Annotated in this window: 22 protein-coding genes; 11 read left to right on the top strand and 11 right to left on the bottom strand. The window is 64.0% G+C overall.

The genetic code is table 11. The annotated features are described in order from the left end of the window. The first annotated feature begins 20 nt into the window (after nucleotides 1-20). Both M1D44_RS09815 and M1D44_RS09810 read left to right on the top strand, forming a co-directional pair. Nucleotides 21-1,202, top strand: a complete 1,182-nt coding sequence (locus M1D44_RS09815) for an efflux RND transporter periplasmic adaptor subunit (protein ID WP_316853321.1) — start codon at nucleotides 21-23, stop codon at nucleotides 1,200-1,202. A 2-nt stretch (nucleotides 1,203-1,204) separates the two neighbouring features. Beyond that, a complete protein-coding gene (locus M1D44_RS09810) occupies nucleotides 1,205-4,360 on the top strand; it encodes an efflux RND transporter permease subunit (protein WP_316853322.1) in 3,156 nt (1,051 codons plus the stop codon). A gap of 9 nt (nucleotides 4,361-4,369) precedes the next feature. Here M1D44_RS09810 and M1D44_RS09805 read toward each other — a convergent pair whose 3' ends face one another. The 7 genes from M1D44_RS09805 to M1D44_RS09775 all read right to left on the bottom strand — a co-directional run bounded on the left by M1D44_RS09805 (nucleotide 4,370) and on the right by M1D44_RS09775 (nucleotide 10,750). Continuing rightward, entirely contained in the window at nucleotides 4,370-5,194 is an 825-nt protein-coding gene (locus tag M1D44_RS09805) for an alpha/beta hydrolase (RefSeq protein ID WP_316853323.1), read from the bottom strand. Continuing rightward, entirely contained in the window at nucleotides 5,191-6,477 is a 1,287-nt protein-coding gene (locus tag M1D44_RS09800; RefSeq protein WP_024976207.1) for an MASE1 domain-containing protein, read from the bottom strand. The genes M1D44_RS09805 and M1D44_RS09800 overlap by 4 nt, the downstream gene beginning before the upstream one ends. Nucleotides 6,478-6,567: 90 nt before the next feature. After that, nucleotides 6,568-7,209: a glutathione S-transferase family protein gene (locus M1D44_RS09795; RefSeq protein ID WP_024976206.1), complete on the bottom strand. Its 642-nt coding sequence runs from the start codon at nucleotides 7,207-7,209 to the stop codon at nucleotides 6,568-6,570. 47 nt (nucleotides 7,210-7,256) lie between these two features. After that, entirely contained in the window at nucleotides 7,257-8,447 is a 1,191-nt protein-coding gene (locus M1D44_RS09790; RefSeq protein ID WP_316853324.1) for an aminotransferase-like domain-containing protein, read from the bottom strand. Between the two features lie 120 nt (nucleotides 8,448-8,567). Continuing rightward, complete coding sequence (locus M1D44_RS09785) at nucleotides 8,568-9,038, bottom strand: RidA family protein (protein WP_316853325.1); 471 nt, start codon at nucleotides 9,036-9,038, stop codon at nucleotides 8,568-8,570. Between the two features lie 44 nt (nucleotides 9,039-9,082). Next, complete coding sequence (locus M1D44_RS09780; RefSeq protein WP_112185340.1) at nucleotides 9,083-10,021, bottom strand: DMT family transporter; 939 nt, start codon at nucleotides 10,019-10,021, stop codon at nucleotides 9,083-9,085. A gap of 9 nt (nucleotides 10,022-10,030) precedes the next feature. Continuing rightward, nucleotides 10,031-10,750, bottom strand: a complete 720-nt coding sequence (locus M1D44_RS09775) for an alanyl-tRNA editing protein (RefSeq protein ID WP_316853326.1) — start codon at nucleotides 10,748-10,750, stop codon at nucleotides 10,031-10,033. Nucleotides 10,751-10,879: 129 nt separating this feature from the next. Between M1D44_RS09775 and M1D44_RS09770 the strand changes: the two genes are divergently transcribed. The 3 genes from M1D44_RS09770 to M1D44_RS09760 all read left to right on the top strand — a co-directional run bounded on the left by M1D44_RS09770 (nucleotide 10,880) and on the right by M1D44_RS09760 (nucleotide 14,896). Beyond that, nucleotides 10,880-12,358, top strand: coding sequence for an aminotransferase-like domain-containing protein (locus M1D44_RS09770; protein ID WP_037031643.1), 1,479 nt, complete (start codon nucleotides 10,880-10,882; stop codon nucleotides 12,356-12,358). Nucleotides 12,359-12,461: 103 nt separating this feature from the next. Next, the gene (gene htpG / locus M1D44_RS09765) at nucleotides 12,462-14,384 is read left to right on the top strand and encodes a molecular chaperone HtpG (protein WP_316853327.1); all 1,923 of its coding nucleotides are present in this window, start codon (nucleotides 12,462-12,464) and stop codon (nucleotides 14,382-14,384) included. Between the two features lie 8 nt (nucleotides 14,385-14,392). Continuing rightward, nucleotides 14,393-14,896, top strand: coding sequence for a DNA-deoxyinosine glycosylase (locus M1D44_RS09760; protein WP_316853328.1), 504 nt, complete (start codon nucleotides 14,393-14,395; stop codon nucleotides 14,894-14,896). A 139-nt stretch (nucleotides 14,897-15,035) separates the two neighbouring features. Here the strand turns inward: M1D44_RS09760 and M1D44_RS09755 are convergent, their stop codons facing one another. Further along, nucleotides 15,036-15,461 carry a hypothetical protein gene (locus M1D44_RS09755; protein WP_235193165.1) on the bottom strand — a complete coding sequence of 142 codons (426 nt, stop codon included), beginning with the start codon at nucleotides 15,459-15,461 and terminating at the stop codon, nucleotides 15,036-15,038. 728 nt (nucleotides 15,462-16,189) lie between these two features. Here M1D44_RS09755 and M1D44_RS09750 point away from each other — a divergent pair. Beyond that, a complete protein-coding gene (locus M1D44_RS09750; RefSeq protein ID WP_439004475.1) occupies nucleotides 16,190-17,218 on the top strand; it encodes an MBL fold metallo-hydrolase in 1,029 nt (342 codons plus the stop codon). An 82-nt stretch (nucleotides 17,219-17,300) separates the two neighbouring features. Beyond that, nucleotides 17,301-17,540 carry a hypothetical protein gene (locus tag M1D44_RS09745; RefSeq protein ID WP_024976163.1) on the top strand — a complete coding sequence of 80 codons (240 nt, stop codon included), beginning with the start codon at nucleotides 17,301-17,303 and terminating at the stop codon, nucleotides 17,538-17,540. Between the two features lie 7 nt (nucleotides 17,541-17,547). Here the strand turns inward: M1D44_RS09745 and M1D44_RS09740 are convergent, their stop codons facing one another. Together M1D44_RS09740 and M1D44_RS09735 are read right to left on the bottom strand one after the other, a co-directional pair. Further along, entirely contained in the window at nucleotides 17,548-18,282 is a 735-nt protein-coding gene (locus M1D44_RS09740) for a type IV pili methyl-accepting chemotaxis transducer N-terminal domain-containing protein (RefSeq protein WP_152543687.1), read from the bottom strand. Nucleotides 18,283-18,361: 79 nt separating this feature from the next. Then, nucleotides 18,362-19,093, bottom strand: coding sequence for a type IV pili methyl-accepting chemotaxis transducer N-terminal domain-containing protein (locus tag M1D44_RS09735; RefSeq protein WP_316853330.1), 732 nt, complete (start codon nucleotides 19,091-19,093; stop codon nucleotides 18,362-18,364). Nucleotides 19,094-19,530: 437 nt separating this feature from the next. Here M1D44_RS09735 and M1D44_RS09730 point away from each other — a divergent pair, with 437 nt between their 5' ends. From M1D44_RS09730 to M1D44_RS09720, 3 genes are all read left to right on the top strand, one after another. After that, nucleotides 19,531-20,040 (top strand): DUF1993 domain-containing protein, encoded by a 510-nt coding sequence (locus tag M1D44_RS09730; protein ID WP_024976160.1) that lies wholly within the window; start codon nucleotides 19,531-19,533, stop codon nucleotides 20,038-20,040. A gap of 220 nt (nucleotides 20,041-20,260) precedes the next feature. Next, nucleotides 20,261-21,019, top strand: a complete 759-nt coding sequence (locus M1D44_RS09725) for a tetratricopeptide repeat protein (RefSeq protein ID WP_024976159.1) — start codon at nucleotides 20,261-20,263, stop codon at nucleotides 21,017-21,019. An 8-nt stretch (nucleotides 21,020-21,027) separates the two neighbouring features. After that, entirely contained in the window at nucleotides 21,028-21,903 is an 876-nt protein-coding gene (locus tag M1D44_RS09720) for a class I SAM-dependent methyltransferase (protein ID WP_316853331.1), read from the top strand. Between the two features lie 64 nt (nucleotides 21,904-21,967). On the opposite strand, the gene M1D44_RS09715 is transcribed toward M1D44_RS09720, so the two are convergent. Continuing rightward, complete coding sequence (locus tag M1D44_RS09715) at nucleotides 21,968-22,366, bottom strand: nuclear transport factor 2 family protein (protein WP_112185327.1); 399 nt, start codon at nucleotides 22,364-22,366, stop codon at nucleotides 21,968-21,970. 544 nt (nucleotides 22,367-22,910) lie between these two features. Here M1D44_RS09715 and M1D44_RS09710 point away from each other — a divergent pair. Then, nucleotides 22,911-23,726 carry a hypothetical protein gene (locus M1D44_RS09710; RefSeq protein ID WP_439004474.1) on the top strand — a complete coding sequence of 272 codons (816 nt, stop codon included), beginning with the start codon at nucleotides 22,911-22,913 and terminating at the stop codon, nucleotides 23,724-23,726. Nucleotides 23,727-23,770 lie beyond the last annotated feature (44 nt).

Below are 23,770 nucleotides of genomic sequence, written 5' to 3'. Positions count from 1 at the left end.
TCGCGCCCAGCCCCCTTCTCATGATGTTCACCGTGTTGTTCCGTCGTTCCCGTTCGTCCCGGTGGTTGCTGTGCGCGTGCGCGTTGGCTGTGTTGCAGGCGTGCGGCAAGCGTGCGGATGAGACCGCCAAGCCGGCCGGCCCGCCGGAGGTCGGGTTTGCCGTTGCGCAACGCTCGGATGCGCCACTGGTGACCGAACTGCCCGGCCGCCTGGAGCCGTATCGCACGGCGCAAGTGCGTGCGCGCGTCGACGGCATCGTCCTCAAGCGCGCCTACGACGAAGGGCAGGTGGTCAAGGCCGGACAGGTGCTGTTCCGCATCGATCCGGCGCCGCTCAAGGCCCAGGTGGACGCCGCGCAAGGTGCGCTTGCCCGCGCGCAGGCTCAGCTTGCCATCGCACGCGACAAGGCTGTGCGCTACAAGGGGTTGGCCGCCACACGCGCCGTGAGCGAGCTGGAATACGCAGAAGCGCAAGCCGCCGAACGTCAGGCTGCAGCGGACGTGGTGTCCAGCCGCGCTGCGCTGCAAACCGCGCAGCTGCGCCTGGGCTATGCCACCGTTACAGCCCCGATTGCCGGCCGCTCGCGCCGCGCGCAGGTGACCGAAGGCGCGTTGGTCAAGGAAGACGCTGCCACGCCGCTCACCACCGTCGAGCAGATCGACCCGATGTATGTCGACTTTGCCCAGCCCGCCGCCGAGGTGCTCGCCTTGCAGCGCGCGCTCAAAAAGGGCCAGGCCGCTGCATTGAGCGGCCAGGACATCGGCGTGCAGGTCATCCTGAGCGATGGCGTGGCGTACGAGCGCCCGGGCAAGCTGCTGTTCTCAGATCTGGCGGTGGACCGCGCGACCGACAACGTCTCGATGCGCGCCGTGCTGCCCAACCCCGATGGCTTGCTGCTGCCCGGCATGTACGTGCGCGTGAAGCTCTCGCACGCTGTGCAGCAAGGCGCGGTGACGATTCCGAAGGGCGCGTTGCAGCGCGACCGCCATGGGGCGACGGTGTTTGTGGTGCAGGCAGACAACACGCTGGCGGCGCAGCCCGTGGCTGCGCAAACGTTGGCTGGCGATCAATGGCTGGTGACGAGCGGCCTGTCCGGCGGCGAGCGCATTGCCATTCCCGGCATGCAGACGCTGGCAGCAGGCATGGCGGTCAAGCCGGTTCCTGCGGCACCGCGCGCCGAAACGAAGCCGAAGAAGGGCTGACCATGGCACGCTTCTTTATCGACCGCCCGGTCTTTGCCTGGGTGATTGCGCTGGCCATCATCCTGGCCGGCGTGCTCGCGTTGCCCAAGCTGCCGGTGGCGCAGTATCCGAACATCGCGCCGCCCAACGTCAGCATCTCCGCCAACTACCCGGGCGCGTCCGCGCGCACGGTGGAGAGCGCCGTCACCGCCATCATCGAGCGCGAGATGAACGGCGCGCCGGGGCTGCTGTACATGTCGTCTTCGTCCGACGCGGCGGGCAACGTGTCGATCAACCTGTCGTTCACGCAGGGCACGAGCCCCGATCTTGCGGCGGTGGAGGTGCAGAACCGGCTGAAGATCGTCGAGGAGCGCCTGCCTGAGGTCGTGCGACGCAACGGCATCCGCATCGAGAAGGCGGCCGAGAATTACATGATGTATCTGTCGCTGGCAGCCGAGCGCGGCCGCTTTGACGGCATCGACCTGGGCGACCTCGCTTCGTCTGATCTGATCCCGCAGCTGCGCCGCGTGCCGGGCGTCGGCACCGCGCAGTTGTTCGACGCGGAATACGCCATGCGCATCTGGCCCGATGCCGACAAGCTCACCGCATTGGGCCTCACCGCGGGTGATTTGAGCGATGCCGTGCGCCGCTACAACGCGCGCATCACCGTGGGTGAGATCGGCAGCGCAGCCGTGCCGGGCAGCGCGCCCATCAACGCGAGCGTGACCGGTGACGATGGGCTCACCACGCCGGACGCATTCGGCCAGATTCCGCTGCGTGCGGACGCGCAGGGCCGCATGGTGCTGTTGCGCGATGTGGCCCGCGTGGAACTGGGTGGCAGCGATTACCTGTACCTCTCGCGCATGAACGGCAAGCCGGCCACGACCATCGGCATCAAGCTCGCGCCGGGCGCCAACGCCGTGGGTGTGGCCAAGCGCGTGCGAGCGGTGCTGGACGAAGCGCAGGCGCATTTCCCGCCAGGCGTGCGCTACGAAGTGGCGTACGACAGCTCGCGCTTTGTCGGCATTGCCATCGAGCAGGTCGTCAAGACGCTGCTCGAAGCCGTGGTGCTGGTGTTCCTGGTGATGATGCTGTTCATGCAGAACCTGCGCGCGACGCTCATCCCGACGCTGGTCGTGCCGATCGCGCTGCTGGGTACGTTTGCGGTGATGCTGCCGATGGGCTTTTCCATCAACGTACTGACGCTGTTCGGCCTGGTGCTCGCCATCGGCATCCTTGTCGACGATGCCATCGTGGTGGTGGAAAACGTTGAACGCGTGATGCACGAAGAAGGGCTCTCGCCGCGCGAGGCGACGGCTAAGGCGATGCGCCAGATCAGTGGGGCCATCGTCGGCATCTCGCTGGTGCTGACGGCGGTGTTCGTGCCGATGGCGTTCTTTGGCGGCGCGGTGGGGAATATCTACCGGCAGTTTTCGCTGTCGCTGGCGGTGTCGATGGTCTTCTCGGCATTCCTGGCGCTGACGCTCACGCCGGCGCTTTGCGCGACGCTGCTCAAGCCGGTGCAGGCCGGTCATGGCGCCGAGCGCAAGGGCTTCTTCGGTGCATTCAACCGCGGCTTTGCGCGGTTGACGTCGCGCTACCAGAACGGTGTCGCGCGGCTGCTCAACCGCACGGGCCGCGCACTGGTGGCGTATGGCGCGATCATCGGCGTGGTGGTGTTGCTGTTTATGCAATTGCCGACGGCCTTTCTGCCGGAAGAAGATACCGGCGAATTCATGACCGTCGTCATGTTGCCGACTGGCGCTACGCAGGCGCAGACGCTCGACGTCGTGCGGCAGGCAGAGCAGCACTTCATGACGCAGGAGCCGGCCGTTGCGTCCACGCTGGCCATCACGGGGTTCAGCCTGTACGGCAACGGCCAGAACGCGGCCATGCTGTTCCTGACGCTCAAGGACTGGAAGCAGCGCAAGGGCGCCGACCAGCACGTCGACGCCGTGGTCGAACGCGCCAACGCGGCGTTCGGCAAGATCAAGGGCGCGATGGTCATGGCGATGAACTCTCCCGCGCTGCCGGAACTGGGCAGCAAGCCCGGGTTTGACCTGCGCTTGCAAGACCGCGGCGGTGCCGGCTACGAGCGCCTGGCGCAGGCGCGCGACCACATGCTGGCCGAGGCGGCAAAGCATCCTGCGCTGTCGGAAGTCACGTTCGCGGGCCAGGGCGATGCGCCTCAGGTCCTGATCGATGTGGACCGCAAGAAAGCCCTGTCGATGGGCGTGTCGATCGAAGACATCAACCGCACGCTGGCCGTGATGTTCGGCTCCGACTACGCGGGCGATTTCGTCTATCGCAACCAGGTTCGCCGCGTGATCGTCCAGGCAGACGGCAAGCAGCGCGTCTCGGTCGAGCAGCTTGGCCGCATGCACGTGCGCAGCGCGACGGGGGCCATGGTGCCGCTATCCGCATTCACCACCACGAAGTGGATGGTCGGGCCGCTTAAGCTGGATCGCTACAACGGCTTTCCGGCCATGACGATCACCGGCTCGCCTGCACCCGGTCACAGCTCCGGCGAGGCCATGGCGGCGATGGAGTCGATTGCGCGCAGCCTGCCTGAGGGCTTTGGCTACGAGTGGACAGGCCAGTCGTTCGAGGAGCGTCTGTCGGGTGCGCAGGCGCCGGCGCTGTTTGCGTTGTCGATCCTCGTCGTGTTTTTGTGTCTGGCCGCGCTGTACGAGAGCTGGTCGATTCCGTTGGCCGTCATGCTGGTGGTGCCGCTGGGCGTGTTGGGCGCGCTGTTGGGCGCCACGTTGCGCTTCCTGCCCAACGACATCTACTTCAAGGTCGGGCTCATTGCCACCATCGGCCTGTCGGCCAAGAACGCAATTCTGATCATCGAAGTTGCCAAGGATTTGGTGGCGCAGGGTATGGGCTTGATCGAAGCCACGCTGGAGGCAGCGCGCCTGCGCTTCCGGCCGATCGTGATGACGTCGCTGGCGTTTGCGTTTGGTGTCGTGCCGCTGGCGATTGCGAGCGGTGCGGCATCGGCCAGCCAGCGCGCCATCGGTACGGGCGTTCTGGGCGGGATCATCACGGCGACGGTGCTTGCGGTGTTTTTGGTGCCGGTGTTCTTTGTGGTGGTGCGGGGCTTGTTCAAGGGCAGCGAACGGCAGCGCAGGCTGGACGCGGCGCACGAGCACGAAAGCGTGGGGCCGGCTGCCTGATTGGCGCGATCACTCCGCGGTGGCTGGGCTCTTGCGCCTGGCTACCGCTGGGTCGAAACCGAAGAAGCCGAGGACCTCTGCGGCAACCTGGTCGCGGTCGTTGTCCACGCAGATCATGTGGTAGCTGTTTTCCAGCACCACGCTGCGCGCATGGGGGAGGGTGGCCTGCAGCGTTTCGGCGGAGCGCAGGCTGGTGAGTTCGTCTTCGCGCGAATGGATCACCAGCGTCTGGCACTGCGTATCGGGCGCCCCGGCCAGCGCCCAGCGACGCAGCCGATCCACCTGCCGAATGCACGCCAGTGGCACCCAGGGGTAGTGGAAGCTGTCGCCGCGTGCGAGCTTGGCTTTGATGACCCGCCGCAACAGCGGGTTCTTGATGCCGAATGGCTCGTCCTCTTCCACGCGCATGCGCGCAGCCATGCCCGGGATGCGATACACCGCGTAGCGCAGATTCCGATACCACGGCGTCGACCAGCCATCGATATGGATGGGCGTGGCGAGCAGCGCCAGCCTGTCTTGCGCGCGCACAATGCCATGCCGAACGCGATGCGCCAGCACCAGCGCCAGCAGTGCGCCCATGCACATCCCCGCGATATGCACGGTGTCATGCTCTGCGGCGAGCCGCTCATAGGTTTGCGTGAGCGTTTCAAGCCACGCTTCGGCGCGCATGTGGATCAGGTCTTCGGGCCGCGTGCCGTGGCCGGGCAAGGTCGGCACGTGCGTGACGGCGCCGGCGCTGCGCAGCGCTTTCTGCAGCACGCCCAGGTCGTAGGCTGTGCCGCCCAGGCCATGGATCAGCAGCACAGCCGTGCTGCCGGATGCCGATGGGGTCACAGTGCGGTCTCGACCGACCAGGTACCGGTTACGAGCGCGGTATTGCCAACGGCGTCCGTCAGTGGGCCACCGGTATCCACCACGGTGTGCAGCGTGCCGTCGCGCGCGGTGATGCGCAGTGTCTGGCGGCGTGTGGGCGTTACGATCTCGTCTTCCGGTGCGCCTGTCCCGAGCCAACGCGCGCGCAGCGCATCGCGGTCATCCGGATGCACCAGTTGCAGCACGGTCGAGATCGACGCCATGCTTGCCGGTTCGTGTCCGAACACGAGGGCGACGTCGCCGCCCCAGTCGATGCGGCCGCTGGCGGGGTCGATGGTGTAGACGAGCTGGCCCGACGCCGCCAACGCCAGTTCCACGCGGTTCTGCCACTGCGCGCTTTGCTCGTGCAGTTGTTCGCGCGTGGTCTTGAGCGCGCTCACCAGCAGTACCAGCAGCGCGGCAATGCCCAGGTACAGCTGCGCTTCCAGCAGCGACTGGCCATAGTGATGATCCAGCACGGCGAAGGGGCCGTCGCCCTCAGCGGTTTGCGTGAGCGCCACCAGCGTGAGCAGCAGCACCGCCATCGAGCCACCGCGTCCGCCCCACAGTAGGGCCACCACCACGGCAAAGAACAGCGGGACGTACGTCAGCGCAAAGCCGATTCCGTCGCCAAATTTGGCATCGCTGTTGCCATCGAAGATGACGTACGCTGACAGCGCCAGCGCAACGACGGCCGCCAGACCGAGCACGAAATCCGTACGGTCCGTACCGCCCGAGCGGAACGCGCGAAAGCGCGACCACGCCGCCAGCACCGGCGTGACGATCAGCACGCCCAGGAAATCCGACGCCGCCCAGATGCGCAGCACGTGACCAAACGAGCCGCCTTGCGACCACGCAAACCATGCCGCCCCGAACAGCGCCCCCAGCAGCGCACTGACCGCGCCCGCCACCAGCATCGCGCGTACGAAGTAGAGCCCTTCAAGCGGCACGCGCGCCAGCCGCACCAGCGCCACGGCCAGCGCCGCGCTGCCCGCCTCGTCGAGCACGAAGAGCATCGCGTGGGCCGGGTTGGTGTGTTCAATGGCCGCCAGCGCCAGTTGCGCCACGGCAAACGCTGCCCCCAGCCCCGGCCATTCGCGGTACGGCCGCAGCATGAACGCGGCCATGGTCACGCCCGCCGGCAACCAGATGTAGCCCGTCATGTCGACCGGCCCGTTCAGCCGGTGCGACACGATGGCGGCAACCAGGTAAAGCGCGCCCCACAGGATCGTGGCGACGGTGGTGGAAGGTCGGTTCAATGGCATCCGGGTTTCCCTCGGTGAAAACAAAAAACCGCGCCGGCGTAGGTGCCGTGCGCGGTTGGTGATGCTACCGCAATCGGTTTTGCTGATGGCTTATACGACAGGCAGCGCCAGCACTTCGCGAGCAGCGCGCCGATCGCGCAACTCCGTCATCCAACGCTCAAGGTTGGGTCGGGCGGGGCGCTCCATCGGCAAGCCGAGCCAGCGGTGCGTAGCACAACCGCACACGATGTCGGCCATGGTGAAACGCTGGCCGGCCACGTAGGGCTGCTTGGCCAGCACGGCTTCGAGAATGGCCGTGCTGCGCTCGGAGGCCTGGCGCGAGCGTTCAATGCGCGCGGCGTCGCGCTGGTCTTCCGGCGTGCGCACGAGCTGGAGGAACGCATCCACCATCGACGGGCTGTATGACGTGGTCTGCCAATCCATCCAGCGGTCGGCATCGGCGCGCTCGTGAAGTTCGAGCGGATACAGGTTGCCCGGGCCGTAGCGTGCCGAGAGATAGCGCACGATGGCGTTGGATTCCCACAGCACGAAACGCGTGTCGCCGGAATCGTTCAGGCCGTCCTCGATGACGGGGATCATGCCGTTCGGGTTCATCGCCTTGAATTCCGGCGTGTCGACACCGCCAAAGGCGCCGCCGACGTCGATGCGCTCATGGTCCAGCGACAGCTCATGCGCGCACCAGACGACCTTCTGAACGTTGACCGAAGAGAGTCTTCCCCAGATCCGCAGCATCGACGACGGCTCCTTTCTTGAATGGATGGAATGGATTGTTATGTAATTTAGGCGGCCTTGGGCGTGAGCGCTGCGATTTCCGTGCGGATCAATTCGCCCAGCACGGCAATGCCTTGCTCGATGCGCTCCGGTGCCACCGTCACGAACGCCAGGCGCAGCGTATTGCGACGCGGCGCATTGGCATAGAACGGCGCGCCCGGCACGAAGGCTACGTTGCGCGCGACGGCCTTTTCCAGCAGCGCCATCGTGTCGATGCCTTCCGGCACTTCCACCCAGATGAACATGCCGCCTTCCGGTCGGTTCCAGTGCACACCGGCCGGCATATGGCGCGTCAGCGAGTCGAGCATCGCCTCGCACTGCTTGCCATAGAGGTTTCGAATGCTCGGGATGTGCGTATCGAGCAGACCGGTCTTCAGTACCTCGTACGCCACGCGCTGCGTGAAGCTGGGCGTGTGCAGATCCGATGCCTGCTTGGCCTGCACGAGTTTGAAGTGGATGTGTTCGGGCGCGATGATGTAACCCAGGCGCATGCCCGGCGCCAGGATCTTCGAGAACGAGCCCATGTAGATCACGCCGTCCGGATTGAGCGAGCGCAGCGACGGCAGGGCGTCGCCGGTGTAGCTCAGTTCGCCGTACGGGTCGTCTTCCACGAGCAGCACGCCGAGTTCCTTCGCGCGGGCCACCAAGGCCTGGCGGCGGTCCAGCGGCAGGCGGCGGCCGGTCGGGTTCTGGAAGTTCGGGATCGTGTAGAAGAAGCGCGCGCCGGCGGCCAGCTCTGGCGTGAGCGCGTCCGGCAGCAGGCCTTTGTCATCGGTGGCGATGGACGTATAAGTCGGTTCGAACAGCGAGAACGCCTGCAGCGCACCCAGGTACGTCGGCGTTTCGACCAGCACCTTGCTTTGCGGGTCGATGAAGATCTTGCCCAGCAGGTCCAGCCCTTGCTGCGAGCCCGTGGTGATCAGCACGCGCGAAGCGGTGGTGCCATGACGCTGGGCGATCCACTCACGCAGCACCGACAGGCCTTCGGTCGGGGTGTACTGCAGCGAGGCCTGCGGGTTGTCAGCAAACATGCGGGCGCACGCCGCCTGAATCGCTTCGACCGGGAAGGTGACGGGGGCGGGCAGGCCACCGGCAAACGAAATGACCTCAGGACGTTCGGTGATCTTGAGGATTTCCCGGATCGCCGAGCTGGTCAGTTTCTGAGCGCGGCTGGAGAAGGTACAGGCGGAGTGGTCCATGGTGTGGTCCTTGTGTTGCGGCGCCCACCTCGTGAGCGAGCGCCGTGGGTGGGCAAAACGGTGAGGATAGCAGGCAACGCGCCCGTCTTGGAGGCCAGGGCGCGCGGTTCGATGCGGCGCTTAGGCAACTTCCGCGATCAGTTCGATCTCGACGCAGGCGCCCATCGGAATCTGCGCGACGCCAAAGGCGCTGCGGGCGTGTTTGCCGGCGTCTCCGAACACTTCGGCCAGCAACTCAGATGCGCCGTTGGTCACCAGGTGCTGCTCGGTGAACTCCTGCGTGGAATTGACCAGGCTCATCACCTTGACGATGCGCTTGACGCGGCTGAGGTCACCGCCCAGGTGCGTGTTCAACGTGGCCATCAGGTCGATGGCGATGGCCCGTGCCGCGGCCTTGCCTTGTTCGGTGGTCATGTCGGCGCCGAGCTTGCCAACCCACGGTTTGCCGTCTTTCTTGGCGATATGGCCGGACAGGAAGACCTGATTGCCGGTTTGCGCGGCCATGACGTAGGCGGCAGCGGGGGCGCCGGCGGCGGGCAGTTCGATGCCGAGTTGCTTGAGCTTGGCCTGTGCGTCGTGCGAGGCGGTCATGAAGACTCCTTGGTGAGTGCGGTAAACAAAAGGGGAAGACGTTGCTATCGGCGTACCGACGTTCGCCGGCCGATGCCGACCACGGCAATCACAGCCAACGCAAACAGCACGGTAGGCGCGTCGAGCGATTCGCCCAGCAGCAGCCAGCCGCCGATCAACGTCATGAAAGGTTGCAGCAATTGTATCTGGCCGACCCGCGCAACACCGCCGGCCGCCAGGCCGGAGTACCAGAACAGAAAGCCGATGAACATAGAGAAGGCCGACACGTAGGCCAGCCCGATCCAGGCGCGGGACGACGCATGCGCCAGCGCTTCGGCCTGATGTGTCGACGGCAGCCACGCAAGCGCGCCCACCAGCGGCAGCAGCACGGGCAGCGAGACGACCAGCGCCCAGGCAATCGTCTGCTTGCCGCCCAGTTCGCGCGCGAGCTTGCCGCCGGTGGCATAGCCGAGGGCACCGGTCACCATGGCGGCGAAGAGCAGCCAATCGGCGCGGTGCAGGGCGCCCGCTCCTTGCAGCAGGGCAAATGAAACGACGAGCACACTGCCCACCATTGCGCAGAGCCAGAACCCTGCGGACGGCCGCTCGCGCCCGAACCAGGCAGCAAAGATGGCGGTTGCAAGCGGCAGCAGGCCGGTGATGATGGCGCCATGGGCGGCTGGTACATCGCGCATGGCCAGCGATGAAAACAGCGGAAAACCCACCACGACGCCCATCGCCGTCACTGCAAGTTGCCACCACTGATTGCCGCGCGGGCGTTTGGCCGCAGAAAACGCGCCGGTTGCCGCAAGCAGGCCCAGCGCCAGGATGCTTGCCAGCACCGCGCGCGCCAGCGCCACGAAGGTGGCATCCAGCTCGGCGACGGCCATGCGCGTGAACGGCAGTGTCTGGCTGAAGATGGCCACACCGATGAAGCCGAGCAGCAGGCCGCGGCGTTCAGCGTGGTCAACATGTTGCATGGGCAGGGCGGCGGACTTGTTCATGGCGGCCGCTCAATCTGCAAACGCCACGGCCACGCGTCGGTTCTGGCGGCTCTTCTTTTCAATCTTGGTGACGACCACGCGGCCGATTTCTCCGGTGGCGCGCACGTGGGTGCCGCCACACGGCTGGCGGTCGATGCCGTCGATGTGGATGATGCGGATGGCTGATGCGCCCGCCGGCGGTGCCGCGCCGATGGTGCGCACCAGTTCGGGCTGCGCGGCCAGTTCCTCCGGTGTGATCAGATCGATGCGCACCGGCGTGTTGCGGCCGATGAGTTCATTCAGTTGCGTGGTGAGGGTGTCGCGGTCGAGCGTAGATTCAGGCAAGTCGAAATCGACGCGACCGGCGTCAGGCGAGATGCCGCAGCCCGTGACCGGCACGGGAATCAGCGAGCCCAGCAGGTGCAGGCACGTATGCAGCCGCATCAGCCGGTGGCGGCGGTCCCAGTCGATGGCGGCCGTGACGGGCGTGCCGGGCGCGAGCAGCGTGAGGCCGGCGCTGTCGGCAGGCAGATGCAGCACGGTTTGGCGATCGGGGCTGTAGACGGTGTCGGCAATCGCGATGGTTTGCCCATCGGCCAGGGTGAGCGTGCCGGTGTCGCCAGCCTGGCCACCGCTGCGCGCGTAGAACACCGTCGCGTCCAGCTCAATGCCTTCCGGATGCACGGCGACGACCGTGGCGTCGCAGGTGGCGCGGTACGCGTCTTCGTCAAAGCGTTTCAACGTGGGCATGTGATGTCTCCGGTTCGGTGTGGGCGGAATTCTGACCTTGATCCTACCGAACTGTGTCTGTACAGTACCTGTACACTTTGTCGTGGCGCTTTCTGTACAGTTTTCGGCCCCGCTTCAGCCTTCCTCGTCATGAATTCCACCTCCCACATCATCAGCCTGGACGCCCGTCGCGCGGCCGCCCGCCCGGCGGCGGAGCAGTTGCCTGACCCGATTCCGTCTGCGCAGATGACGCTGGTGGATCAGCTCACCGAATGGGCGCGCATGCGCATTGATGAGCGGGTGTTTCGCGCGGGCATGCGCATGCCGTCGATCCGGCAATTGGCGCAGGAGAAGAGCATTTCGCGGTTCACTGTGGTGGAGGCATACGAGCGGCTGGTGGCGCAGGGGTATCTGGAATCGCGCCGGGGCTCGGGCTTCTATGTGAAGGAGCGCCACACGCCGCTGCCCGAGGAGCCGGTCGCACCGCCGCCCACCGCCGCACGCAAGATCGACGTGACCTGGCTGCTGCGGAACATGTTCCATTCTGCCGAGCCCCGCAAGGCGCCGGGCATCGGCTTTCTGCCCAACGGCTGGCTCGATGGTGAATTGATCGCCAACGCGCTGCGCACCCTTGGCCGGCAGAACGGCAACCAGTTTCTCGCGTGGGGATCGCCGCAGGGTTTTTTGCCGCTGCGTCAGCAGTTGCAGACGCGATTGGCGGAACTGGAGATCGGCGCCCGGCCGGACCAGATCGTCATGACGTCGGGCATCACCTCGTCGCTGGACCTGATCGCGCGCCAGTATGTGCAGCCTGGCGATACGGTGCTGGTGGGCGATCCGGCGTGGTTCCTGATGTTCGGCCGCTTTGCCGCGCAAGGCGCACAGGTGATCGGTGTGCCGTACACCACCGAGGGCCCGGACCTGGTTGCTCTGGAAGGGCTGGTGCAGGTGCGCCGGCCCAAGCTGCTGATCATCAACTCGATCCTGCATAACCCGACGGGCACCTCATTGTCGGCTGCCAAGGCGTTTCAGTTGCTGCGGCTGGCCGAGCAGTACGGTTTCCTGATCGTCGAAGACGATATCTACGGCGACCTTGCCCCGCCCGGACACCCCGGCACGCGGCTGGCGAGCCTGGACCAGTTGCGCCGCGTGATCTACCTGAGCAGCTTCTCCAAGACGCTGGCGGCCAACCTGCGCGTGGGGTTCATCGCCTGCCACCCCGAGCTGGCCAAGAACCTGGTCGACGGCAAACTGCTGACCGGTCTGGTCACGCCAGAGATCAACGAACGCGTGCTCTACAAGATCCTCACCGAAGGCCACTACCGCAAGCACGTGGAGCGCATACGCGCCCGTCTGGATCGCGCCCGTGACGGCGTGCAACGCAGCCTCGAACGCTTGGGCCTGAAGCTGTTTGCGCAGCAGGGCGCCGGCATGTTCCTTTGGGCCGATACGGGGCAGGACACCAATGCCATCGCGCGCGCCGGGCATGAGCACGGCTATGTGTTTGCGCCGGGGAGCCTGTTTTCGCCGTCGCAGATGCCGTCGACGTGGATGCGCTTCAACATTGCGACCAGCGCGGACCCGGACTTGCTCCGGTTCCTGGCGGAACAGCTCGAACGCGGGGCTTGAAAACCGGGCGCCACACCACATCTAGCCTCACAAATTCATGCGGGCGCACGCGCAAAGGTGTAGCCCGCTTCTCTTTCCACTTTCCAGACTTTTTATGCACACCATGAGCGCACCGCACGAGAAGATGGCTTTCCAGGCAGAAGTGAAGCAGCTTCTGCATCTGATGATCCACTCGCTGTACAGCAACAAGGAAATCTTCCTGCGGGAGCTGGTTTCCAATGCGTCAGATGCGGTGGACAAGCTGCGCTTTGAGGGCATCGCCAACCCGTCGCTGCTGGAAGGCGGTGGTGAGCTTGGCATCCGCATCGGTTTTGATGCCGCCGCGCGCACCATCACGATTGCCGACAACGGTATCGGTATGAGCCGCGATGAGGCCATCCGCAACCTTGGCACCATCGCCCGCTCGGGCACGCGCGAGTTCTTCAGCCAACTGTCGGGCGACCAGCAGAAGGATGCCGCGCTTATCGGCCAGTTTGGCGTGGGCTTCTACTCGGCGTTTATCGTGGCCGACCGCGTGACGGTGGAATCGCGCCGTGCCGGCGTGGCCGTCAATGAAGGCGTGCGCTGGGAAAGCACCGGCGACGGCGAATTTACCGTCGACACCATCGAACGCGCCGAGCGCGGTACCACCATCACGCTGCACCTGCGCGAGGGCGAGGACGATTTCCTCTCCGCCTGGCGCGTGAAGTCGGTCGTGCAGAAGTATTCGGACCACATCTCCCTGCCGATCCAGATGCGCAAGGAGGCGTGGGACGAAGAGAAGAAAACGATGGTGGCCCAGGACGAATGGGAAACCATCAACCAGGGCAGCGCACTGTGGGCACGCCCGCGCGCTGATGTGACGGACGATCAGTACATCGCCTTCTATCAGCACATCGCCCACGAAAACGGCAAGCCGCTGGCATGGACGCACAACCGTGTGGAAGGCCGCAGCGAATACACGCAACTGCTGTACATCCCGACCAACGCGCCGTTCGACCTGTGGGACCGCGAGCGCCGCAGCGGCCTGAAGCTGTATGTCAAGCGTGTCTTCATCATGGACGACGCCGAGCAACTGCTGCCGGCCTATCAGCGCTTCGTGAAGGGCGTGATCGATTCGGCCGATTTGCCGCTGAACGTCTCGCGCGAAATCCTGCAGGAAAGCCGCGATGTGAAGGCCATCCGGGAAGGCTCCACCAAGCGCGTGCTGGGCATGCTCGAATCGATGGCCGAGTCGGATGACGCGGCCGAGAAGGAAAAGTACGCCACGTTCTGGCAGAACTTCGGCCAGGTGCTCAAGGAAGGCATCGGCGAAGACCACGCCAACAAGGACCGCATTGCCAAGCTGCTGCGCTTTGCTTCCACGCACAACGAAGACAGCGCCCAGACCGTCTCGCTGGCGGATTACATCGGCCGCATGAAGGAAGGCCAAGACAAGATCTACTACGTGACGGCCGAAAACTGGACGGCTGCCAAGTCGAGCCCGCATCTGGAAATCTTCCGCAAGAAGGGCGTGGAAGTGCTGCTGCTGACCGACCGCGTGGACGAGTGGATGCTCTCGTTCCTGCACGACTTCGAAGAGATGGAACTGGTGTCGGTGGCGCGGGGTGATCTCGACCTGGGTGCGATGGAAGACGAGGCCGAGAAGGCCGAGCACGCCAAGGTGGAGGGCGAGTTCAAGGCGCTGGTTGAGCGTGCCAAGGCGGTGCTGGGCGACAAGGCCAAGGACGTGCGGATCACGCATCGCCTGACCGATTCGCCGTCGTGCCTCGTGGCCGATGAGGGCGATATCAGCGGCACGCTGGCGCGTCTGCTCAAGCAGGCCGGCCAACAAGCGCCCGACAGCAAGCCGGTGCTGGAACTGAACCCGACGCACCCGCTCGTGCGCAAGCTCGCGCTGCTGGAAACCGTGACCGGCAACGACGCCGATCGCGCCGCGTTTGAAGATCGCCTGCATGTGCTGTTCGATCAGGCGCTGTTGGCCGAGGGTGGCGCATTGGCCGACCCGGCGGCCTACGTGCAACGCGTGAACCGCCTGCTGGCCTGACGCCCCGCGTGACGCTCAAGCGGTGCTTTCCGCCCGTGGTCGACGCGCACACGCGCGTGCTGATCCTCGGCAGCCTACCTGGCGAAGCATCGCTTGCGCAATCGCAGTACTACGCTTACAAGCACAACCAGTTCTGGCGCTTGGCCGGCGAGGTGATCGGCCAGGACCTGCCGGGCATGGAATACGCCGCGCGCTTGAAGGCGCTGCTAGCGCATCGCATCGGCTTGTGGGATGTGGTGGCCGAGGCCAAGCGAGAAGGCAGTCTCGACAGCAAGATCCGTGACCATGCTGGCAACGACCTCTCCAGCTTGATTGCCTCGTTGCCAAACCTGGCGGTAATCGCCTTCAACGGCGGGACTGCAGAGCGCATCGGCTTGAAAGCGCTCGGCTCGCATGGCGGTAGTTATCGGATCGTCCGGCTCCCCTCCAGCAGTCCGGCGCATACGATGCCGTATGCGGAGAAACTGTATGCTTGGCGGGAGTTGGAGTCATGGCTCGGTAAAGCTGACTGATGTTGGCGGTGCCAATAAATCGTGATTGTTGTTAAGTGCGATACGTCTTGAATTGGCATTGCCCGACGCCGGGTTTCCATCCCCGGGACTGACTGTCAACGATCTACGGCGTTGGGCAAGGGAGGGCTGTAGGTTCGGTCTACTCTTTTTGAAAGGTGCGGACCGCCATGCTTGCGTCATCCATGCGAACCATATGTCCCATCTTGCCGCCTCGGGTGACATACAGATCCCAATGAATTTGGCTGCCAGGTTTTGCTACCGAGCTAAAAGTTGCCGTTCCGGAGCAATTGGCATCAAGTGCATAGGTACCCTGCAGCTTGTCTCGGCTGATTTTCCCGCCGCGACTTGATGATTGCTTACCTGCAACATTGCCAGCGCCGTCGAAGATCAGTACACCGCTGTGCACCCGCTGCACCCCAGGTTCGCCTGGTTCGATAAACCCGCGGCCGGCGAAGATGTATTCGCCGTTGAGCGTCTGTGCTGAGCAGTTGTACTCCTGCGCCAGTGCAACGACAGGAGCGACGCAGGTGAAGCTGAGTGTCAAGACAACGATCTTACTCATCATGTTCTCCGTAGGCGCGCGACTGGCAAGGCCTTTGTTCTCCGGATACTAAGATCGCTTCGTCGGCATGGTCACAGATCAAGCCCCCCACCTCGAGTAAATCGCCTTAACCATGCCATTGCATTGGCTTGGAGTTTCTTCAGTGAAGCGTTCAACGATCCCTGCCACGTACGTTGCGTGATCTGCGGAGGTCGGCAAGATTCGTACCGGTGCTTGTACGGCCGGGGTTTCGGGGCCGCGGGGCCAGCGGCGGGATTGATTCCAGGCCAAAGTCATTCAAGCATGAAGCAACCTGCGAACTGCATAGACTGATGTGCATGGCTGCGCCGTATGCTTGACTTGATGTTCAGCCATCGCCGTACGCGTTCCCGTAAGCCGGTTCTCGGTCAGCGCGCCCACTCGATACCGTCGGCATTGTTTCAGTTCTGATACGGCTTGGGCTCGGAATCGGCTCTCCGTGGCGATCATGAACCCGAAAACCTTGTCCTGCCGATGTCAGCATGAATGTTGCTCCACATTGCTTCAGCGCACTACCCAGCGACCGCGCTCCGACATACGTGTCGACTGGCAATGGCGACTGTGGCCCTGGCTTTCGTCGTGGCGTCGCCTGGAACGCATGCTCAGGAAAGTCCTGCCCCGCCATCGACGGAATGGATCTTGGTGTGTCTTTGCCAAGCGTCGGCAACCATTTTGATAATGGATGGTGACGGGTCGTTAGGTCGTTCAATCAGATGTTTTTGATTTTGGTCGGCATCGTTCGAGTGATGGAGATGGAGATGAAAATCGGCCAGTTGTTGCTTGCGAGCATCGTTGTCTTGAGCCTCCTCCCTCTTAGGCGAGCGAGCGGCGAAGCAACGGAGACCCGAACCGGCACGCACCTCATCACGCTCGGTACGCGCGGTGGGCCGATTCCCGCCAAGGACCGGGCGCAGTCGTCGAATCTGTTGATCGTCAACGGGACGTACTACCTTGTAGACGCCGGTGATGGCGTGCTGCGCCGAGTGACGCAGGCGGGGGCTAATTTCCGGCAGATCGGGAAAGTGTTCATCACGCACGGCCACGACGATCACACTGCAGGTCTGGGTGCACTCATGTCAGTGGCATGGGATTTTCAGCGCCATGATCCCATCGACGTCTACGGCCCGCCCGGGACCACCGCGCTCGTGAAAGGCGCCATTCAATATTTCACGGTGAATGCGGAAATCCGCTGGGCCGAAGGTAGGCGCACACCGCTTGGCGATGTGTTCGTTGGCCATGACGTTGCGCCGGGGCTGATCTACCAGGACCAGAACATCAAGGTCACTGCTGTGGAGAACACGCACTTCCATATTCCTGAAGGCAGCCCGTACTACGGCAAGTACAAATCCTATGCGTACCGTTTCCAGACCCCCGACCGTGTCATTGTCTTTACCGGTGACACTGGCCCCAGCGACGCAGTGACTGAGCTGGCAAGGGACGCCGATACCCTCGTGTCGGAGGTGGGCTCAAGCGAAGACGTGAAGCAGGTGTTCATCAAGAACGGGACTTGGCAAGGCATGACACCGGAGCAACAGGCGGCGCTCATGCGGCATGAAGTCGAGGAGCATCTAACGCCGGATGCGGTCGGAAGAATGGCGGCACGCGCTCATGTCAAAACGGTGGTGCTTACGCACCTGTTGCCTACGGTCAACGAGCATGACGATTATCAGCGCTATGTGCCTGAGGTGAAGAAATTCTTCTCCGGACAAGTGGTCGTTGCCAAGGACCTGATGGAGTTTTGACCCTACGTCCACTCAGTTCAAGCCATCTTCGCAACACGGTGGTCCCGGGCGGGGTCGTTCGCAATCATTCTGGGCGAGAAGCTTGCAGCACAGGTGTCAAATTAACCAGAATATCAACCAGTTCTGGCGCCTGGCCGGCGAGGTGATCGGCCAGGACCTGCCGGGCATGGAATACGCCGCGCGCATTGGTGTGAAGGCGCTGGGCCACATCGGCGACCGGCATACCATCCTCAAACTCCCTTCCAGCAGTCCTGCTTATGCAGCCGTGCCGTACGCCAAGAAGTTGGTGGCGTGGCAAGCGCTGCGTGGTTGGCTGTCGTAGCGCTCTGCTATCTGGCCAGCCCCTCGTACAGGCCAGTCACGTCATCCATTACCTGAAGAATGCGTTCGCTGGTTGTGGCAACGTTGCGCAACTGCTCTGCGCGCGTGCCTTCGGTCTGCTTGAGCGCTTCGGCAAAGAACAGCCACTGCGTGCTGGCCAGTTGCAACTCACTGTTGATTGCCCCGGAGTTCTGCGGCGCAGACGTGAGGAAGGCCTGAGCGGCGGTAAATTCCTTCATGGCTGAATCGAGATCCTGCGTCATCTGCGCAGAGGTAATGTCCCACGCCCGGAACATGCTCAGCTTGGCAATGCGCTGCGAAAGCATCCGCTGACGGCCGGCCACGTTGATCAGCTTGCCCGTTGCCGTGCCCGAGTGCTTCTCCAGCAGCACTGTGCCCTGTTGCGCGAGCTTCAGAACGTCCTCGCTGGCTTGGGCGATCTTCTTCGCGTTGTCGATGTTCGGGTCACCGCCTGTCAGCAACTGCCTGTAGACGAACCACATCTGTTCAAGTTTGGCGTAGGTGTCCTTGATCTCGGGCGTGGGCGCGAATGCTTTCAATTCCGTGAGTTGCCGATCAAAGAGCGCGACGGATTGTTCGAGAATCTTCTTCGATCGCTCGACCTCCACGCCCAGGCCGATCTGGCAATACGCCTTGGCCATGCGCTGCGACAGCATGCGCTGGCGGCCCGCCTTGTTGATGGCCGCGTTGATCGTCAGCGGTTGCGCGCACGCGCTCCCCATCAGCCCCGACAGCAGGGCGGAGCACACAAGCAAGCGGATGAATTGCAGATAGGGTTTCAAGCGGTTCTCCGTCTCATGATCAACGCAGCGACATGTGCCCGAACGTGCGAGATGCCGGCGTCGATGGCCGGCGCGTGCCTGCACCGGGCTGCGCGGCATCGTCGGTCCCGACGACATTGCGGATCAACAGGTCCATCTCCTGGATGATGTCCGCGAGCACCGTAGTGATCACTGAGAACTCGCGCCCATATGGGCCCGCCCTTGCGGCCGAGACGCGCGCGTTCATGGCGACGATGTTGGCCTGCATGGAGATGCGTCCGAGGTGCGCGGCGATCTCTGCCTGACGCTTTCGCAGCGCGACTTCGCACACGTGCATCTCCTCTTGATAGGCCTGTGTGATGGTCTGCAGAAGTTCCAGCATGGGCGTGGCCTGCGCCACGATGGCATCGAGAGACGTGTTGCGTTGTGTCGTGCCGGTCGACAAGGCATCGATACCGCTTTTGACCAGTACGATGAACTCGCGGACACGTGCATCACCACGCAGCTTGCCGAAGTAGAGCTGACGCAGCGCGTCCGAGAATGCCCCGGGCAGGCGCGCATTGCCCTCGACAAGATCGGTGTGTGCCGACGCGAATGTCGCCAGGCATGACCGTGCGATGTCGAGCGCTGCGGCGTGACCCTGAGCGGCCAACACCATTTGCAGCACGATCCGCTGCGACAGCATGCGTTGCCGTCCGGACAGGTTGATCAGCTCGCCAATGGTCTCGACGGACACATCGGCCCCAGAAGCCGGGGTGGAGGAAGCGTTCATGTCATTGCCTTGGTGGTGGTGCCGACGGCTGATGCCGCGCGTCGGCCAAAAAAAAAGCGCTCCGAAGCGAGCTGGCGACGCACCGGTTGCCCGGGTCGTGCCGTGTCGCCTCGGAGCGCCGTTGCCCCGGACGCCCCCTGCGGAGCGTGTCATTGCGATGTGCCAAAGTGGATCAAGGCCGCCGTTGGCCTTGTCCTTGCCGATGCAATAGCCATGCCACGCGAGAGATGCAGGCGGCCCCGTCGATCAGCACACGTCGAAAGGATTCTGCTGCACTAATCTCGTGCCAAATGCCTCATGACGAGGCGTGCGCGTGCGTCATGCAGCGGCGGAATCGCTGGCCTACACTGTGCCCCTGCGCAAGGAAGCGCGGCGCCGGCGGATCGTGCAGAAGATCGTCGGCGGCCCCAACGATGCATACCAAGGAAATCACCTCCATGACCACACCTTCGATGTACGAGTTTCTGGTCCCGACCGTGAACCGCATGCTGGGTAACCTGTCGGCCCTGCTCGACAAGGCTGCTGCCCACGCAGAAGCGAAGAAGTTCGACCCGGCAAATCTGATGACCGCGCGTCTGGCGCCGGACATGCATCCGTTTCCGCGGCAGGTGCAGATTGCCTGTGACCAGGCCAAGGGCGGTGCGGCGCGTCTGTCGGGCAACGAGGTGCCGTCGTACCCGGATGTGGAGACGACCATTCCAGAGCTGAAGGCGCGCATTGCCAAGACGTTGGAGTTCGTCAACAGCATCGACCCCGCGGCATTTGCCGGCAGCGAAGATCGCCAGATCACGCTCAAGAGCCCGACGCGCGAACTGCAGTTCACGGGCATTGATTACCTGCGTGGCTTCGTGCTGCCGAACCTGTATTTCCATATCACCACGGCTTACGCGCTGCTGCGTCATAACGGTGTGGAGATCGGCAAGATGGATTTTCTCGGGCGCCCCTAAGAAGCGCCTTGCTTCAAAGTCAAATACAACGCCGGCTGCCTGATGACAGGCGCCGGCGTTTATTGATTGGCCGACTGTCAGGCTTGGCTCCATGTGGGTTCGGGGGGTGTCAATGCGCAAACGTTAAGGGCGCGTCACACCCGCGCCGCAGCGCATCTGTCACAATCGCGCCCGTGGCCGACGCGGGGGGCGTCGGTGCATTTCACTATCGGGCCTTCACATGCCGTTTCTCGGAATCGGGTTTCACGTCATCGTCGCGCTGTTCTTTGCGGTGCATGTTGTGCGCAACAACCAGAACATGTACTGGTTGTTCATCCTCTTTGCGTTTCCATTGCTGGGCAGCGTGGTGTATTTCTTCGCCATCTATCTGCCCGAGATGCGCCACTCGCGCGGCGCACGCGTTGCCAGCCGCGCGGTGACACAACTGATCGACCCGAACCGTGCCGTGCGCGAAGCGCGCAACGATTTCGACCGCGCGCCAACCGTGCAACACCGCCTGCGCTTGGGCGAAGCACTCCTGGATGCCGGCGATGCCAAGGAGGCGCGCGAGCATTTCGAGCAGGCCGCTACGGGCCCGTTTGCCGGCGACCCGGCCGTGCTGCTGGGTCTGGCACGCGCGCAGTTCGCCACGGGCGATGCGGCGCTCGCCAAAGGCACGCTCGACAAACTGTTCGAAGCGCATCGCGTGACGCGCCAGCAACCCGAGCCGACATTGCTGTACGCGCGCGCATTGGCCGCGACAAATGCGCCGAATACGCGTCAAGCGTTCGAGCAAGCCCTGACCTGTGCGAATGATGCCGCCGCCCGTTGCCTCTTCGGCGAATGGCTGCTCGCGCAGAACAACGCCGCCGACAAACAGCGCGCGCAGGCCCTGTTTGAAGAGATTCTGCGCGACGCCAAGCACTGGACGCGCTATGCCAAAGACCACAATCGCGAGTGGCTGCAGCGCGCTGCTGCCGCTCAGTCTTCTTCCCGTTGATCCGCTTTATGACGCTGCTGAAACGTAAATCCATCGAGGCCGTCGCCTCGCGCCGCCCGGCTCGCGCAAAGCGCGAAGACCGCCTGGACCACGATGACGAACCGAAGCGCATGGCCCCGCGCTTTGCGCCGGTCACGTTCTCTGAACTGGCCGGTGTGCGCTATCTGCACTTCGGTACCGAATGGGTGCAGGGCGCGATGCGCCTGTCCAAGCCCGATGTCATCGAACTGGAATACGCACAGCAGATGATGGCGTGGTTGCTGTTTCTCGATCCGGCCGCGCGACCGGATTTCCACATCGTGCAGCTCGGTCTTGGCGCTGCCGCGCTGACGAAGTTCTGCCACCGCCAACTTGCGCCCGCGCAGGTGACGGCGGTGGAGTTGAACCCGTCCGTGATCGTCGCGGCGCGCAGCATGTTTGGCATGCCGTTTGACGACGCGCGCTTGAGCGTGCTTGAGCAGGATGCCTACGACTGGGTGATGGACGCCAGCCACCATGGCACCGTCGATGCACTGCAGATCGACCTGTATGACGCCACCGCGCGCGGCCCCGTGTTGGATACGCCGGCGTTCTACAAGGCTTGCCGCCAGGTACTGCGCTCGCCGGGCGTGATGACGATCAATCTGTTTGGCGACCACACCAGTTTCCCGCGCAATATCGAGCGCATTTGCGATGCGTTCGACAACCGCGTGCTGGTCTTCCCAGAGGTGCACGACGGCAACGTGATTGCGCTGGCGTTCAATGGCCCGCCGCTGCACGTTAGTTGGGAAGCCGTGCAGGCGCGTGCCGCTGCGCTGCAGGCCTCACTCAAGCTGCCGACCAAAGGCTGGGCAGACGGACTGCGCCGTGCCAATGCCGGCCAGGAAGACGCGCTGTCCATCTGATCTCTACACGCAGCCAATGCAAAACGCCCCGGCATTGCGGGGCGTTTGCTTTTGGGGGGAGGGCTCAGGCTGCCTCGCCCATGCCGGGCATCTGGTCAATGAAGCCGGTCACCATCTGCATGCGGCCACCGTCAATGCGCACGAAATCGGTGCCCTTGACCAGTGCCTGGCCCTCCGGGCCGAGCGTCCAGCGGAAGCGGATCGTGTCCTGCACAACATCCACGCCGCCGTCGCGCGCAAAGCGGAAGCCGGGGAACTTGGCCTGCACGCCTGCAATCAGCGCGTCGATGCCGTCATGGCCGGTGCCTTGCATGAGCGGATCGACATACGTGGCGCCCTCTGTCCAGGTCTGCGCGACGAGGGCGCTGCGCTGGGCAGCGTCCGTCGCGTTCCACGCGGCGATGTAACGGTCGACCAGCGTATCGGCGAGCGTGTCGTTGGCGGCGAGTTGGGTGGCAGTCATGGCGTTTCTCCGTTCGAAGTGGGAAGCTCTGCCAGCGCGGGGATGAGCGATTGCGCTGGATGGCTTCATCTTCGGCGCCGGCGTGGATGGTGTCGATTACGCGTCAGGTAATTGGCGCTTTCCCGGACAGGAATACGCAGCGCACTGCATCGTCATCCGGTTTCGTCGCCTGATCCGGTCTTTCGCGTGCGCTCGCAGATCGACGGCGAGACTCCGGTAGCCTTCGACCTCTGATTGGAGGTCCGGCATGCACAAGAAAATCACAGGTGAGCCATCGCGCAGTCTCTCGCCGTTGCCATCGTCTGTATCCCCAACAGAGCGCACGGTTCAAGAAGGGACAAGTCAACCGACGGCGCGCACGCGTTCCCCAGCGTTTGCGAGTCTTCCCACCTCGCGTGCCGGCGGATCGGCACGGGTTTCCGCCGCGCCGGCCAAGATTTCCGATACTGAGTTGGCACTCGCTGCGTACCTGCTTGCGCGTGCAGTGGATGGGCGCCCGGTGGCCGCATCGGAAATATCTCGCCTTCGCCTGGCGAACGCCAGCGTGAACGAGACCCGCCAATTGCTTAAGCATGGTCGCGGCAACGTCGACGTGGACGTGCGAGCCACGCACAACGAAAGTACGTGGCGAACGAACGCAGCGCGGACCTTCAGGCTGGAACGTGAACGGAAAGCGAAGATACCCTGGAATGCGTTCAACCAGCGTGCGCCGTATTCCGCCGCGGCAGCATCGGTATTTGGCGCAGGAAATTGTGGCGAGCACACCAGCACGACGAGCGTTTATCACAGTCGCCGGTTGGCGCCCGGCGAAGAGGTGCATTACGTGAGTGATCCGGCCGCAGGACACGCGTGGGCAGAAGGCCGGGTGCCAGCTGCCGCCGCTGCCGAACAGCCGGAGCGAACGGTCGTGATGGACGCCTGGGCCGCTGGGCCCGCGGTGCTCGCATCCGACGGCCGCTTCGCCAAGCGTCGCGACGGCCTGGAAACTACGCTGCACTTCAATGCGGAAACGGGCCGCGACGCCCGTATTGCAGCCAACGATCTGGTTCTGGAGGCACGTTCTGCAGGCCCCGCGGAAATCGCCCGGCGCGTGCAAAGTGAAGCCCGGCCTACCGCTCGCTTCGCTGCCTTTATCGATTCTGTCTTGCCAAGCGGTGTTGGTCACTGGCGTGAGCAGCACGTTCTTGACAGAAACTTCTCGCAACGGGTGAAGGGCAAGCTTGCTGTTCCTGGGGATCGGGCCCAGATTCTTGGGCTGGCTGCGCACGTTGCAGAACAGCTTGGCGTGCCGCCTCAGCAGCGTTCAGCAGAGGCGCGACGAATCGTCGAGGCGGCCCACGCTATGTTGCCGGACCGCTGAGGCGAATGATGCCGGCATCGGTGGGCGGCGAATAGCGAAACAGG

The organism is Ralstonia sp. SA306, assembly GCF_054792405.1.
This window is presented reverse-complemented; position numbering and strand designations above follow the sequence as displayed.

What these genes read in the sequence shown, in the direction of transcription:
- M1D44_RS09815 (WP_316853321.1), top strand. Translation starts at nt 21, where the DNA reads ATGATGTTCACCGTGTTGTTCCGTCGTTCCCGTTCGTCCCGGTGGTTG.
- M1D44_RS09810 (WP_316853322.1), top strand. Translation starts at nt 1,205, where the DNA reads ATGGCACGCTTCTTTATCGACCGCCCGGTCTTTGCCTGGGTGATTGCG.
- M1D44_RS09800 (WP_024976207.1), bottom strand. Translation starts at nt 6,477, where the DNA reads ATGCCATTGAACCGACCTTCCACCACCGTCGCCACGATCCTGTGGGGC.
- M1D44_RS09795 (WP_024976206.1), bottom strand. Translation starts at nt 7,209, where the DNA reads ATGCTGCGGATCTGGGGAAGACTCTCTTCGGTCAACGTTCAGAAGGTC.
- M1D44_RS09790 (WP_316853324.1), bottom strand. Translation starts at nt 8,447, where the DNA reads ATGGACCACTCCGCCTGTACCTTCTCCAGCCGCGCTCAGAAACTGACC.
- M1D44_RS09785 (WP_316853325.1), bottom strand. Translation starts at nt 9,038, where the DNA reads ATGACCGCCTCGCACGACGCACAGGCCAAGCTCAAGCAACTCGGCATC.
- M1D44_RS09780 (WP_112185340.1), bottom strand. Translation starts at nt 10,021, where the DNA reads ATGAACAAGTCCGCCGCCCTGCCCATGCAACATGTTGACCACGCTGAA.
- M1D44_RS09775 (WP_316853326.1), bottom strand. Translation starts at nt 10,750, where the DNA reads ATGCCCACGTTGAAACGCTTTGACGAAGACGCGTACCGCGCCACCTGC.
- M1D44_RS09770 (WP_037031643.1), top strand. Translation starts at nt 10,880, where the DNA reads ATGAATTCCACCTCCCACATCATCAGCCTGGACGCCCGTCGCGCGGCC.
- htpG (WP_316853327.1), top strand. Translation starts at nt 12,462, where the DNA reads ATGAGCGCACCGCACGAGAAGATGGCTTTCCAGGCAGAAGTGAAGCAG.
- M1D44_RS09755 (WP_235193165.1), bottom strand. Translation starts at nt 15,461, where the DNA reads ATGATGAGTAAGATCGTTGTCTTGACACTCAGCTTCACCTGCGTCGCT.
- M1D44_RS09750 (WP_439004475.1), top strand. Translation starts at nt 16,190, where the DNA reads ATGTTTTTGATTTTGGTCGGCATCGTTCGAGTGATGGAGATGGAGATG.
- M1D44_RS09740 (WP_152543687.1), bottom strand. Translation starts at nt 18,282, where the DNA reads ATGGGGAGCGCGTGCGCGCAACCGCTGACGATCAACGCGGCCATCAAC.
- M1D44_RS09735 (WP_316853330.1), bottom strand. Translation starts at nt 19,093, where the DNA reads ATGAACGCTTCCTCCACCCCGGCTTCTGGGGCCGATGTGTCCGTCGAG.
- M1D44_RS09730 (WP_024976160.1), top strand. Translation starts at nt 19,531, where the DNA reads ATGACCACACCTTCGATGTACGAGTTTCTGGTCCCGACCGTGAACCGC.
- M1D44_RS09725 (WP_024976159.1), top strand. Translation starts at nt 20,261, where the DNA reads ATGCCGTTTCTCGGAATCGGGTTTCACGTCATCGTCGCGCTGTTCTTT.
- M1D44_RS09720 (WP_316853331.1), top strand. Translation starts at nt 21,028, where the DNA reads ATGACGCTGCTGAAACGTAAATCCATCGAGGCCGTCGCCTCGCGCCGC.
- M1D44_RS09715 (WP_112185327.1), bottom strand. Translation starts at nt 22,366, where the DNA reads ATGACTGCCACCCAACTCGCCGCCAACGACACGCTCGCCGATACGCTG.